The following is a 13,420-nucleotide window of genomic DNA, read 5'->3' on the forward strand; positions in this document are numbered from 1 at the left end:
TGAAGATAACTGTCATCAAAGAGCCAGACGCTTAAGACGCAGAGCCGATGAAATTGTGGAACAATTCACGAATCATCGGCTCTTTTTGTTTCGTATTTGAAAGAACAAACTCACCAAATAAAAAAAACGATATTCGGGTGGGTTATTTTGTTATACCCTAAATTACCCTCTGAGTAAGCACGACCTTAAAGACTTAAAGGAACGGTGCAACGAGCAGAGCTGGGAACAGGGCTTGCATGTGCCGGAGAAAGGAAAGACATTTGCTGGAGAAGTCCGGGAAGAAACGGTGGCATGGAGCAAAGACACCTACCAGCTTTTGAAACAGGCAGAGCAGGGAAAGGTCAAAAGCTATGTGCAGGATATTGCCCTTGCGGTGCTGGATTGTAAGGAAACAGCGACCAGCCGGGAAACCTTTATCCGGCTGATGAATGAAAGAGGGTACGGGGCTTATAACTGCTAAGTAAATTATAAAAAAATCTATAAAATTATATAAATATTTTATAGATTTTACTTGACTTATTTTTTAAAATTTGCTAAAATAGTCCTATGAATAAATTATTATCAATCGGTCAAGCTAGTAAAGCTCTTGGTGTTACTATCCAAACTCTTAGAAATTGGGATAAAAAAGGCTTATTAAAACCTGATGATATGACTAAGGGTGGAGAGCGTAGGTATAAGCTAGAAACATTAAAAGCTATAAATAAAAACCTAGTTTTTAATAAAGATAGCTTAAAAACTATTGCTTATGCTCGTGTTTCTAGCCACGACCAAAAAGATGATTTAATAAGGCAAGTTCAAGTCTTAGAGCTATATTGTTCTAAACAAGGCTTTAATTATGAAGTTATACAAGATTTAGGCTCTGGTATGAATTATTATAAAAAAGGCTTAACTAAATTGCTAAATCAAATTCTAGATGGCAAAGTAAAAAGATTAGTTTTAACTCACAAAGACAGACTTTTACGCTTTGGTGCTGAGCTAGTATTTGCTATATGTGAAGCCAAAGAAGTAGAAGTAATAATAATAAATAAAGGCGAAGAAAGCGTAAAATTTGAAGAAGAATTAGCCAAAGATGTGTTGGAAATAATCACAGTATTTTCAGCTAGACTTTATGGCTCACGCTCAAAGAAAAATAAAAAACTTTTAGATGAAATGCAAGAAGTGGTGGTAGAAAATGTCAGCAAATAATAATGAGCTTATTAGCATTTCTCATAAGATAGAGTTAAAGCCAAATAATAAAGCTAAAACTCATTTTAAAAAAGCCTTTGGTTGTGCTAGACTTGCTTATAATTGGGGACTCGCTAAATGGCAAGAATACTATAAGCAAGGCATTAAAAAATCTCATTTAGAGCTTAAAAAAGAGTTTAATGTTATAAAAAAAGAACAATTTCCTTTCGTTTATGAAGTAAGTAAATATGCTACGCAACAGCCTTTTTTAAATCTAAATCTAGCATTTCAAAAATTTTTTAGAGATTTAAAACAAGGTAAAGTAAGCTATCCAAAGTTTAAGAAAAAAAGAGATAACTTTGGCTCTTACTACATAGGTGGAGACCAAGCAATAATCAAAGATGAAAAATATCTAAAAGTGCCAAATTTAGGACTTGTAAAAATGAAAGAGAAATTGAGATTTAATGGTAAAATCAGTTCTTTTACTATTTCTCAAAGTGCTGATAAATTCTTTGTTTCTTTTAGTATGCAAATCAGTAAAGATGAGTATCTAAAAACTCATAATAAAGCTAAAAATAATAATCTAGCACTTGGCATAGATGTAGGCTTAAAATCGTTTTTAAGTTTATCTAATGGCTTAGAGATAAAAGCACCTAAACCATTAGCTAAGCTTAATCGCTTAATGATAAAAAGAGCTAGACAGCTAAGCAAAAAGCAACACGCAAAAACCAAGCAAGAAGCATTACAAGGCATTAAAAAATCTAGCAATTATCTAAAAGCAAGTATTAAGCTAAATAAATTGCATCGTAAAATAGCAAATATAAGAAGTGATTTTTTACACAAGCTTACTTCTAGCTTGGTAGCAAATGCTAAATATTTTTGCTTAGAGGATTTAAATGTAAAAGGGATGATGAGTAATCATAGACTTGCTAAATCTATAAGCGATGTAAGTTTTTATGAGTTTAAAAGGCAACTAGAATATAAATCTAGCTACAACGATAAAGAAATCTATCAAGTAGATAGATTTTATCCTAGTTCTAAATTATGCTCTAATTGTGGAACTATAAAAGAAAATTTAGCTCTAAAAGATAGAGTTTATATTTGCGATGAATGTGGAATTAGCATTGATAGAGACTACAATGCTAGTCTTAATTTACTTTCACAATTAAAGCAAAAAATAGGCAAAGTTCTTGCCGAATTTACGCCTGCGGACTTGACAGCTCTGCTAGATGATTTAGCAATAAATCAAATAGCAACTAGCAAGGTTGAAACAGGAATACAACAAAAATCCTATTTATAGAGTTTTATATCTTTTTATAGGATTTTATAGGTTTGTAAGAACGGCTGTCATTAGCATTTCTCACGATAGAAAGTATATTGAAGAGGTGTGCGATAAAATATATCAGCTAAATCCTAATGGATTACAGCTAATTGGTGATTGATAACAAAAAGGATGAAAGACTGACAAATTTCAGGCTTTTAGTGAGTTGGAAAGCATACAAAGATTTGAATTTGGAGGATAGATTATGGTACGTACAGAAGATGCATGTGAAATTATAAAATATGCTTTGCAAAACGAAATTAAAGTATATTTAGATGGCGGATGGGGTGTTGATGCACTTCTTAAAAGAGAATCAAGAATACACAATGATATTGATTTGTTTGTTGAACTGAAACATTATCATGATTATATTTATGTGATTAAGCAGCATGGATTTGAGGAAGTAAATACTGATTATACAACGGATGGTCATACTGTCTGGAAAGATGATAAACAAAGAATCATTGATTTACATTGTTTTGAATTTACAGATGACGGAATTGTTTATGAGGGAGATATATTTCCATCAAAAACTTTTTCCGGTATTGGAAAAGTTGGAGATATAACTGTTTCTTGTATTGAACCATTGAGTCAGGTAATGCTTCATTTGGGATATGAACACGATAAAAATGATGTGCATGATGTGATGCTGTTGTGTGAAACATTTCAAATAGCAATACCAGATGAATATAAGGAAAAGTAAAATTTCAGTTTTGTGTTGAATCTCTAAGCAAAATAGCTTATAATTTGACATGCTACATATAGTTATTATCCACAGTTATCGAGTAGGTGTTATCAATGCCGATAACAAAATGATAACATTAGCTCGTATAGGCAGGATAATATGGATATATCAAATAATCAAAAGAACGAGAAACATTACAGAGAATAATTCCTAAACAAAAAGCGTTAGTCTTTGTAGGAATAGAATAATAGCCTGGAGATAATAATATGCCATTAGTAAAGCATGACTACCCTGTTTTAGAGTACGATACCGCATCAAAAGCTGTTTTTCAGCCGGGAAATGGGAAAAAATGTTTTCCTGCAAAAGCAGTGTTTGCTTTTTTAGGAGACGAGGTTGAAAATTATGCACATACCCATGATGGAATACAGATAGATGAATTTGAAAGTGCAACAAGACGATATCCTATTTATGAATGTCTTTATAATCAGGAGAAAATATGTCTATGTCCGGCTCCTGTGGGAAGTGCTGCTGCCGTCCAAGTTTTAGAATATTTAATTGCAGGGGGTGTAACAAAGATTATTTCCGTCGGCTCCTGCGGCGTATTGGAAGACATCCCGGAAAATAGATTTTTGATACCTGTTTCTGCATTGAGAGATGAGGGAACATCTTACCATTATCTTCCTCCCTCCCGAGAAGTAGAGATTTCAAAGGCTGGTATAAATGCGATTGAATCTGCTTTAAGCCAAAAGAATATACCATATTGGGAAGTTAAAACATGGACAACAGACGGTTTTTATCGAGAAACAGTAGAAATGGTTCAGTATCGGAAAGAAGAGGGATGTCAAGTAGTAGAAATGGAATGTTCCGCATTGGCGGCGTGTGCAAAATTTAGAAAAGTTACATGGGCTATGCTGCTTTTTTCAGCCGATACTCTTGCAGACCCTCATAAATACCAAGAAAGAGAATGGGGAAAAACAAATATATCCATAGCCTTAGAATTAGCCTTAGACGCTGTTTTATCAGTTGTTGAGGAGTAAAAATAAATACATATAGGAGTTACAATGAATATAAATGAATTTCCACAACAAGTAAATCAAGTTATTTCAATAGCAGAAACCATATTACAAGGTCAAATATTGGGGATATATTTATATGGTTCAGCAACAATGAATGGGCTGCGTCCAGATAGTGATATAGATATACTGATAATTACTAAACAAGAATTGAGTAATTCAATCAGAGCAGATCTAACAAAGCAATTATTGAAAATTTCTGGCTCCGTAGGCTGTATTGAAAAAAGACCTTTAGAGGTAACTATTATCAATCAATCTGATATTGTTCCGTTGCAATTTCCGCCAAAATGTCAGTATATGTATGGTGAATGGCTAAGGGGAGAGATGGAAGCAGGAGAATATCCGCAAGCCTGCAATGACCCAGATATAATGATTTTATTATGGCAAGCAAGAAAAAATAGCATAACTTTGAAGGGGGCGGAAAGCAAAGAGCTTATTCCCGCTATCCCATTTCACGAAATTAAAAAAGCAATTCGGTTTTCTTTACCTGGTTTGATTTCCAGCTTTAAGGGTGATGAAAGAAATGTGTTATTAACCTTATCACGAATGTGGTTTACTTTAGTAACAGAAGAAATCACGACAAAAGATGTTGCCGCAAAATGGGTAATTTTAAAATTGCCGGAGAGATTTTCCCCCCTGCTAACAACGGCAAAGGAAGCTTATTTGGGAAATTTGTCTGATGAATGGGAGACAGTAGAAAAGGAAGCGATGGCACTTGTAGAATATATGAAAAAACAAATTGAGGAATTACTTAGAACAGAGTAGCAAAGTTAGCGGGGCCAATCAACGGTCAAGATGAACGGCGCATAAATGCGCCGCCGTTGACAGTCCCGCCCGTCTTTGCTGATGGGCAATCAAGGCGGGAAAGCCCTAAAATGGCTTCCCGCCCATTTCAATCTTGAGAGAAGAAACGCTCCAAAATCAGAAAGAGAGCGGTAAATCTGAATTGCGAGGGAGAATGTAGATGAATCAAGGAAGAATTATTGTGATTACAGGTTCGCCGGGGACAGGAAAAACTACAACGGCATCTGTTGTTGCAAAAGAATCAGATTTGGAAAAGTCTGTACATATGCACACAGACGACTTTTTTCATTATTTAAGCAAAGGAGCAATACCGCCGCATTTACCAGAGTCCAACGAACAAAATTTAGTTGTCATTGAAGCCTTTTTAGAAGCTGCAAAGCGCTATGCCCGCGGCGGATATGATGTAATTGTAGATGGAGTTGAGATAGATGGAATATAAATTATTAGAAGAACAAGATTTGGGACTTATGTTAGATTTTGTTGATGATGAAAATACAAAATATAATGTAGATGTTTTAAAAAAATTTATAGATAATAAAAATGATTTTGGATTTATTGCAAAGATAAATAATAAGATAGTAGGTTTTGCTTTTGGATATATTCTTTTGAAACCAGATGGAAGAAAAGTATTCTATCTTGACGCTATTGATGTTATGCCTGATTATCAAGGCAAAGGTTATGGAACGGGTTTAATATCATTTGCTCGTGATTATGCTAAAACTATTGATTGTTATAAAATGTATTTAATAACGAATAGAAGCAATATTTCTGCTTGTAAATGTTATGAAAAAGCAGGAGGAATAAATAAAGTAGATGATGAAATTATTTATGTGTATGATTTTAAGGAGAAAAACTAATGGATATAAAAAAGATAATAGAAGAAAAATGCAATATAGTTGTTGATAGTATAAAGTTGATTGGTGAGGGTTATGACAGCAAAGCATACATTGTAAATAATGAATATGTTTTCAAAATCAAATTTAGTGCTAATAAGAAAAAAGGGTATGAAAAAGAAAAAGCAATATATGATTTTCTAAACAAAAAATTAAATACAAATATTAAAATACCAAATATAGAATATTCATATATAAGTGAAGAATTATCTATTTTAGGATATAAAGAAATTAAAGGAACTTTTTTAACACCAGAAATATATTTTGCCTTATCAAAAGAAAAGCAAGAATTATTAAAGCAAGATATTGCTATGTTTTTAAGACAAATGCACGATTTAGATTATAGTGAAATAAGTTCATATACGATAGACAATAAACAAAATGTTTTAGAAGAATATCAATTACTTAAAGAAACAATATATGATAGTCTTACTGATATTGAAAAACAATATGTAGAAGAATTTATGCAAAGATTAAATAGTACAACTATATTTGATGGTAAAAAATGCTTATGCCATAATGATTTTAGTTGTAATCATTTATTACTTGATGATGAAAATAGATTATGTGGTGTAATAGATTTTGGAGATTCTGGAATTATAGATGAATACTGTGATTTCATATATTTGCTAGAAGATAGTGAAGAAGAAATTGGCGTGTCTTTTGGAGAAGATATATTAAGATTATACGGAAATATTGATATTTCAAAAGCAAAGGAATATCAAGATGTTGTAGAACAATATTATCCAATAGAAACTATTGTATATGGTATTAAAAATAATAGACCTGATTTTATAGAAAAAGGTAGAAAAGAGATTTATATAAGAACTCGCAAAGATGAAAAATTAAGGAAGTGATGATATGGTTAAAAACTATCCGGAAGAAGTAGAAGAACAAGTTGATAAAATAAAGAAAGTTTTATAAATGGTGGTAGCAAATGTCAGCGAACAATAATGAACTTATTAGCATTTCTCATAAGGTAGAATTAAAGCCAAACAATAAGGCTAAAACTCATTTTAAAAAAGCCTTTGGTTGTGCTAGACTTGCTTATAATTGGGGACTCGCTAAATGGCAAGAATACTATAAGCAAGGCATTAAAAAATCTCATTTAGAGCTTAAAAAAGAGTTTAATGCTATAAAAAAAGAACAATTTCCTTTTACTTATGAAGTAAGTAAATATGCTACGCAACAGCCTTTTTTAAATCTAAATCTAGCATTTCAAAAATTTTTTAGAGATTTAAAACAAGGTAAAGTAAGCTATCCAAAATTTAAGAAAAAGAAAGATAATTTCGGCTCTTATTACATAGGTGGAGACCAAGCAATAATCAAAGATGAAAAATATCTAAAAGTGCCAAATTTAGGACTTGTAAAAATGCGTGAGAATCTACGCTTTAATAGTAAAATAAACTCTGCTACAATCTCTCAAAAAGGTGATAAATACTTCGCTTCTTTTAGTGTAGAGATTCCACAAGACGAGTTTATAAAAACACATAAGATAAAAGAAAATAAAGGTGGAATCCTAGGCATTGATATGGGATTAAAGAGTTTTGTAAGTTTATCTAATGGTTTAAGTATAAATGCACCTAAGCCACTAAATAAGCTTACAAGAAAGCTTAAAAGAGTTAGCAGACAACTTAGTAAAAAACAACACCCAAAAGCCAAAGGTGATAAAACCAAAAAGTCTAACAACTACTTAAAGCAGAACTTGAAGCTTAGAAAGATTCATACAAAAATAGCAAATATGCGCAATGATTTTTTACACAAATTAACAAGCATTTTAGCTAATCATTATAAATATTTTTGTGTGGAATCCCTTAATGTGCAAGGAATGATGAAAAATCATAATCTTGCTAGAAGCATATCTGATGTAAGTTTCTTTGAATTTAAAAGAATGCTAGCTTATAAAAGTGCATATCGTGGCAATGAAGTCATAGAAGCGGATAGATTTTATCCTAGCTCTAAGACTTGTCATTGCTGTGGATACAAAAAAGAATTTCTAACTTTAAGCGAACGCATTTTTCAATGCGAAAATTGTGGAATTACAATAGATAGAGACTATAATGCAAGTCTAAATTTAAAACGATATGCAATAAACAATATAGGCTTAGTTCAAGCCGAATTTACGCCTGAGGACTTGACGGCTCTGCAAAGTGATTTAGCAATAAATCGTATTGCAACTAGCAAGGTTGATACAGGAATACAACAGAAATCTTGTTTGTAGATATTTGTATCTATTTATAGGATTTTATAGGTTTGTAGGAACGGTATCTTTAAATACTGTAGAAAAGAGGAAGGAAATAATAAATGGCTAAAATGAGAATATCACCGGAATTGAAAAAACTGATCGAAAAATACCGCTGCGTAAAAGATACGGAAGGAATGTCTCCTGCTAAGGTATATAAGCTGGTGGGAGAAAATGAAAACCTATATTTAAAAATGACGGACAGCCGGTATAAAGGGACCACCTATGATGTGGAACGGGAAAAGGACATGATGCTATGGCTGGAAGGAAAGCTGCCTGTTCCAAAGGTCCTGCACTTTGAACGGCATGATGGCTGGAGCAATCTGCTCATGAGTGAGGCCGATGGCGTCCTTTGCTCGGAAGAGTATGAAGATGAACAAAGCCCTGAAAAGATTATCGAGCTGTATGCGGAGTGCATCAGGCTCTTTCACTCCATCGACATATCGGATTGTCCCTATACGAATAGCTTAGACAGCCGCTTAGCCGAATTGGATTACTTACTGAATAACGATCTGGCCGATGTGGATTGCGAAAACTGGGAAGAAGACACTCCATTTAAAGATCCGCGCGAGCTGTATGATTTTTTAAAGACGGAAAAGCCCGAAGAGGAACTTGTCTTTTCCCACGGCGACCTGGGAGACAGCAACATCTTTGTGAAAGATGGCAAAGTAAGTGGCTTTATTGATCTTGGGAGAAGCGGCAGGGCGGACAAGTGGTATGACATTGCCTTCTGCGTCCGGTCGATCAGGGAGGATATCGGGGAAGAACAGTATGTCGAGCTATTTTTTGACTTACTGGGGATCAAGCCTGATTGGGAGAAAATAAAATATTATATTTTACTGGATGAATTGTTTTAGTACCTAGATTTAGATGTCTAAAAAGCTTTAACTACAAGCTTTTTAGACATCTAATCTTTTCTGAAGTACATCCGCAACTGTCCATACTCTGATGTTTTATATCTTTTCTAAAAGTTCGCTAGATAGAGTTCTATATTAGAGATGTAAAGAGTTTTGGTGAAGAGGTTTGTGAGTATGGCTTTTATAACCAGGGTGCAATGAGAAGCACTAACAGCAGCTAGCTTAAGAACGCATAGGATATACTTTTTATGGAAGTCACAGAGGAGGAATAAAATTTGAACAGGATTAACAGAGTAAAGATGCATAACACCATGAACATTTTCCTCGTTATCAGCTGCGAAAAAGATCAGCAGGTGATTGTCTATTGTTTGCCACGAGACTGCACGAACCGGAATTTATCAAGGTTTCCGGTGTGTGGGGAGTCAGTCGAAGCTGGGTGTAGATTTCCCAGTAAAAGCCTATAAGCTGTCAGAGAACCGTTACACGCTGGAGGACATAAAAGCCAGCATACCGAGCTGTAAGGTAGACCTTGCTCCGTTGTACGAGAAGCCGAGAAGAAAAAGTACCGTTACGCTGGAAGAAGCAAAGGAGCTGTACCCGGAATGGTATGAGAAGCGGATCGTGCAGGGAGAGCCGAAGCAGAAAAGTAAGAAGCAGGGCGGTACGTGGGTATGTAACGAAGCTTTATATGAGTGGTGGAAACGGAAAATAACCGAGGAAGTGAAAGCCGGAGGGCGTTACTTTTCTATTATGGCGTTGTGCTCTTATGGCTTGAAGTGTGGCATATCCGAGCAGAAGATACGGAGAGACGCCTATGCGTTCCTGGACCATTTAGAGAGCCTTACCGAGGACGAGGACAACCATTTCAGCCGGGCAGATGTGAAAGACGGTATAAAGAAGCCAAAGATGATTTATTTTTATGGTATTTTGAAATATTAGAAAAAAATGAAATCAAGATATATCCCAAAAAAATGACTTATAATCAAATGATGGAAGAGTGTAAGAAAAACGATATATACATTATAAAGCCATTATACTCTTTGGGATATACCTACAATAATAATAGGGAAGATTTTAAGAACTACAACTAAAATAAGTCAAAAGGAATAAGTTTGAAAAATACTATGTATTCATATTTGCTCAATGATAAAATCAAAAATCATTCTATGATTTTATGCACAGAAATCGAGTGCAAAAAATGCGGAGAAAAGATTTATGTTGAGTTTCAGCCGAATGAAAAATTTATTTTCAAATGTCCTAATTGCTCGAGAAAAAATAGAAAGGTTTTTTATGCGTTCTAGCTTAGAAAAAGTGATAAAAAACTATAATGAAAATTTTTCAAATAAAAGAGATAATGATTTTGCACAGGGTTTAATAAAGTATCTTTACGAAAATGCTATTATAGGAGAAAATGATAAATTTTTTTTAGAGAAAAATTTTCAATATATTAGGATAATCAATGAAAAAGAAAAAAGATTGATTAATGTGTATTTTTGCGAAAAACCAATAATTGATTTTTTTCAAAATGCAGAATATGAAAAAGAATTGCAATATTATGGAATAAATGAAAAAGATTTTATAAAAACTGATATTTGAAAAACACTCTATATCTACTATAAGATTAATAAATGTATAACATTAATAAATGTAAATATATATTAATTAATTTAATTTAATTTTAATAAATAATATTATATAATTATATATAAAAATTTTTACAAAAGATGAGGAGCAAAAATGATTTATGAAAAAAAAATAACTAAAAAAGAAATATTTTCTTATGCAATTTTTATAGCAATTATCGCTTTAATTTGCATTTTTAAAAATGAAATTTGGGAATTTGTAAAATTTATTTTTTCTAATTTAGATTTCATATGTGGTAATTTTGCAAATTTTGTAGGCGAAGATAATATAGTATTTTTTCCAATTACAACTCTTTTAATAGTATTTACTATAGCTATTTGTGCTGTTTGGGGATTATCTAATGTTTTATCTCTCTCATTATTTATAATGCCTATATTTGTCGCGGTTTTTTATATTTTTAATATTGATATAAGTTTAAAAAACCTTTATGGCTCTTATTTTATATTTTTAATCATTATTAATGGTCTTTCATGGAGTGTAAATCAAAGATGAAAAAAATTACAATAGTAGCATACGCAATATGTTTTTTATCAGGCTTATGGTTTTTATTTAGTAGTGTTAAAGATGATTTTGGTATCTTATCTTTTATTCTTGGAATTGCACTTATTTATTTTGGTGTTATTAATATAAAAAGAATTTTGAATGATTCTAACGAGAATAAAACCGAGCTTGAAACTCTATTTGCTACAGCAAATATTATTTTTGTATCGATAAGTTCTATTTTTCTTTTAATGCTTATTGCCTTTTTTACTTTTCAAAATGAAATAAATATTAAATTCTTTTCGGATCAAGGACTTGTATTAAAAAATGATAAAAAGATTTCTATTTATTTAAAAGGAAAAGAGATTAAAAGCTTTGATGAAAACAAATATGGATTTGTAATGGCTGTTTATGGCGATAAACACATTGAAGTTGTTTTGCAAAACAAAGAAAACGATACCTTTTTTGAGTTAAGATGTAATGAGGAAGGTTGCAAAGAAATATTAAAGGAGGATAAATGAGAGTAGTAAATTTGTCAAAAAAGATTGTGGATAAAATTTTGTTTTTGAGAATAAATCGTGTTGTTAATATCCTTATGTTAATTTTTGCCTTGTTTTCAACTATCGCTATTGCACTATTTTTATCCTATTTTATAGAAGAAGAAAATTGCTATGCTTATTTTGTATCTAGTTTTTTTCTAGTGAACGGGTTTTTGCTAACTATTCATTTAATTGGTGAAAAAAAGTGTGCAAAAGAAGTGGATTATGATGATAATTTTATCAGTAAACTTAACAACTCTTTGAGAAAAGAATTAGAAGATGATCTTTTAAAGCTTCAGGAATACTATGATGGAATTAATGTTTTAGAATACAAAACTTTTGCTTTGTTAAAATGTAATTCTTATTATGAAAAAGGCAGAATTAATGAGGAACTCATAGATAAAATCAAAAAATATTACATTAATCTTTTTAAAAAGAAAATAGCAAAAGAATTAGAAGAAATGCAGAAAGAGAAAGAGAGAAGAAATATTTTAAAAACAAATCAAGAGCTAATCTTGAAAAAGATAGGAGAGTAATAAAATGCTAGAGATGGATAATAATAAAGAATTTAAAATCTTAAGACTAAATAAACAAGAAATTTTAAAAATTGGAGGTTATGGCATTTGCGATAGTTGTAATAGAAGATTAAGCAATGATGGATATATGATTTGTGTTTTATATAGCTGTTATTGTGAAAAATGCTACAAAGAATGGTATAAAGTTGCAATTAACCATAAAGAAGATAGAGAAATTGAAAAAGATGTTTATGAAAATATTAAATCGAAAATAACTAATATTTATTTTTAGTTCTTATTAATAAATATTAGTATATAATATTATACAAAAATATAAAAAAGGTTTTTTTATGATAATATCTGTTGTAAATAAAAAAGGTGGTGTTGGAAAAACTCCTTTTGCTTTTTCAATTGCTAAAGATCTGGAATATTTTTTACAAAGCAATGACAATTCTATTATAGAAAAGATTTATCCTGAAAAAGCAAAAATTTTACCGACTCCAAAAAAAATAGATAATTGCGTTTATGATTTTGGTGGTTTTGTAGAAAAAGGGGTATTAGATATTATTAAAGAAAGTAATAAGATTATTATTCCTTGCACGAGTAATTACAATTCTTTACTTAGAACATTGGAAACTTTAAATGAAATAGGTAATGATGATAGAGTTTGTATCTTGGTTACAGATTATAGAGATGAGAAAGAGAAAAGGCAAATTTGTGAAACTCTTGAAAGCAATTTTACAGATTTAAATCTCTTTTTCTTTAAATTTTCAAAGATAATTGAAAATTCTATGAGTAGTGGAGCTTCTTTTACTGAACTTTATAATGAAAACAATCTTTCAAGATTAAGTTATACAAATTTTTTCAATGAGTATCAAAGACTTTTAGATTTTATTAGAAAGGATAAATAATAATGGAAAAAAAACCCTTTACAATAGCAGAAGCTTTAAACTCTGAAACAAGCTCTCAAAAAACATATAGTAAAGCTGATAAAAAGTCAGCTGGAAGAAAAACTATAGATCAAAAACTAAGAAGAGACAATTTAGTAGTTTGCAGACTTAATGAACAAGAAATGGAAATTTTGAAAAAATTAATGGATTTAGATTTAGTAAGTGAATATGGTACTTATATAAGAAAATTAATCTTAAAAGAGGCACGAGCTTTAAATATTAATAGTTAAAAATGTTAAAATATCCTTGCAAA

At 31.5% G+C, this 13,420-nt stretch carries 17 protein-coding genes and 2 pseudogenes; all 19 read left to right on the forward strand.

Features of this window, described 5'->3' with window-relative positions; all coding sequences use genetic code 11:
* Positions 1–204: 204 nt before the first annotated feature.
* The 19 genes and pseudogenes from SR62_RS02875 to SR62_RS02980 all read left to right on the forward strand — a co-directional run bounded on the left by SR62_RS02875 (position 205) and on the right by SR62_RS02980 (position 13,397).
* Positions 205–387 carry a hypothetical protein gene (locus SR62_RS02875; RefSeq protein ID WP_002779753.1) on the forward strand — a complete coding sequence of 61 codons (183 nt, stop codon included), beginning with the start codon at positions 205–207 and terminating at the stop codon, positions 385–387.
* A gap of 159 nt (positions 388–546) precedes the next feature.
* The gene (locus SR62_RS02880) at positions 547–1,185 is read left to right on the forward strand and encodes an IS607-like element ISChh1 family transposase (protein WP_002782963.1); all 639 of its coding nucleotides are present in this window, start codon (positions 547–549) and stop codon (positions 1,183–1,185) included.
* Complete coding sequence (locus SR62_RS02885) at positions 1,172–2,464, forward strand: RNA-guided endonuclease InsQ/TnpB family protein (protein ID WP_187106212.1); 1,293 nt, start codon at positions 1,172–1,174, stop codon at positions 2,462–2,464. Before SR62_RS02880 ends, SR62_RS02885 begins: the two co-directional genes overlap by 14 nt.
* A gap of 226 nt (positions 2,465–2,690) precedes the next feature.
* Positions 2,691–3,188: a nucleotidyltransferase domain-containing protein gene (locus SR62_RS02890; protein ID WP_009247521.1), complete on the forward strand. Its 498-nt coding sequence runs from the start codon at positions 2,691–2,693 to the stop codon at positions 3,186–3,188.
* A 248-nt stretch (positions 3,189–3,436) separates the two neighbouring features.
* A complete protein-coding gene (locus SR62_RS02895; RefSeq protein ID WP_057033214.1) occupies positions 3,437–4,207 on the forward strand; it encodes a nucleoside phosphorylase in 771 nt (256 codons plus the stop codon).
* 24 nt (positions 4,208–4,231) lie between these two features.
* On the forward strand, positions 4,232–5,008 hold the full coding sequence (gene ant(9) / locus SR62_RS02900) for an aminoglycoside nucleotidyltransferase ANT(9) (RefSeq protein WP_052084611.1): 777 nt from the start codon (positions 4,232–4,234) through the stop codon (positions 5,006–5,008).
* 199 nt (positions 5,009–5,207) lie between these two features.
* Positions 5,208–5,468 (forward strand): annotated as a pseudogene (locus tag SR62_RS02905) (AAA family ATPase); the annotation flags it as partial.
* Positions 5,469–5,514: 46 nt separating this feature from the next.
* Complete coding sequence (locus SR62_RS02910; protein WP_032512193.1) at positions 5,515–5,904, forward strand: GNAT family N-acetyltransferase; 390 nt, start codon at positions 5,515–5,517, stop codon at positions 5,902–5,904.
* A complete protein-coding gene (locus SR62_RS02915; protein ID WP_021424053.1) occupies positions 5,904–6,797 on the forward strand; it encodes an aminoglycoside O-phosphotransferase APH(2'')-If in 894 nt (297 codons plus the stop codon). Before SR62_RS02910 ends, SR62_RS02915 begins: the two co-directional genes overlap by 1 nt.
* Before the next feature lie 80 nt (positions 6,798–6,877).
* On the forward strand, positions 6,878–8,161 hold the full coding sequence (locus SR62_RS02920) for an RNA-guided endonuclease InsQ/TnpB family protein (RefSeq protein ID WP_187106213.1): 1,284 nt from the start codon (positions 6,878–6,880) through the stop codon (positions 8,159–8,161).
* A gap of 83 nt (positions 8,162–8,244) precedes the next feature.
* A complete protein-coding gene (aph(3')-IIIa, locus tag SR62_RS02925; protein WP_001096887.1) occupies positions 8,245–9,039 on the forward strand; it encodes an aminoglycoside O-phosphotransferase APH(3')-IIIa in 795 nt (264 codons plus the stop codon).
* A gap of 387 nt (positions 9,040–9,426) precedes the next feature.
* Positions 9,427–9,978 (forward strand): annotated as a pseudogene (locus SR62_RS02935) (repa); the annotation flags it as partial.
* Positions 9,979–10,329: 351 nt separating this feature from the next.
* Positions 10,330–10,635, forward strand: coding sequence for a hypothetical protein (locus SR62_RS02950; RefSeq protein WP_002790442.1), 306 nt, complete (start codon positions 10,330–10,332; stop codon positions 10,633–10,635).
* 141 nt (positions 10,636–10,776) lie between these two features.
* Positions 10,777–11,175 (forward strand): hypothetical protein, encoded by a 399-nt coding sequence (locus SR62_RS02955; protein WP_002790713.1) that lies wholly within the window; start codon positions 10,777–10,779, stop codon positions 11,173–11,175.
* The gene (locus SR62_RS02960) at positions 11,172–11,684 is read left to right on the forward strand and encodes a hypothetical protein (protein WP_002779702.1); all 513 of its coding nucleotides are present in this window, start codon (positions 11,172–11,174) and stop codon (positions 11,682–11,684) included. Before SR62_RS02955 ends, SR62_RS02960 begins: the two co-directional genes overlap by 4 nt.
* Positions 11,681–12,238, forward strand: a complete 558-nt coding sequence (locus SR62_RS02965) for a hypothetical protein (protein ID WP_021034318.1) — start codon at positions 11,681–11,683, stop codon at positions 12,236–12,238. Before SR62_RS02960 ends, SR62_RS02965 begins: the two co-directional genes overlap by 4 nt.
* Before the next feature lie 4 nt (positions 12,239–12,242).
* Positions 12,243–12,509 (forward strand): hypothetical protein, encoded by a 267-nt coding sequence (locus tag SR62_RS02970; RefSeq protein WP_002779704.1) that lies wholly within the window; start codon positions 12,243–12,245, stop codon positions 12,507–12,509.
* A gap of 58 nt (positions 12,510–12,567) precedes the next feature.
* Positions 12,568–13,128 carry a hypothetical protein gene (locus tag SR62_RS02975; protein ID WP_002790730.1) on the forward strand — a complete coding sequence of 187 codons (561 nt, stop codon included), beginning with the start codon at positions 12,568–12,570 and terminating at the stop codon, positions 13,126–13,128.
* 2 nt (positions 13,129–13,130) lie between these two features.
* Entirely contained in the window at positions 13,131–13,397 is a 267-nt protein-coding gene (locus SR62_RS02980) for a hypothetical protein (RefSeq protein WP_002804244.1), read from the forward strand.
* Positions 13,398–13,420 lie beyond the last annotated feature (23 nt).

The organism is Campylobacter sp. 2014D-0258 (assembly GCF_008000495.1).
Taxonomy (GTDB): domain Bacteria; phylum Campylobacterota; class Campylobacteria; order Campylobacterales; family Campylobacteraceae; genus Campylobacter_D; species Campylobacter_D jejuni.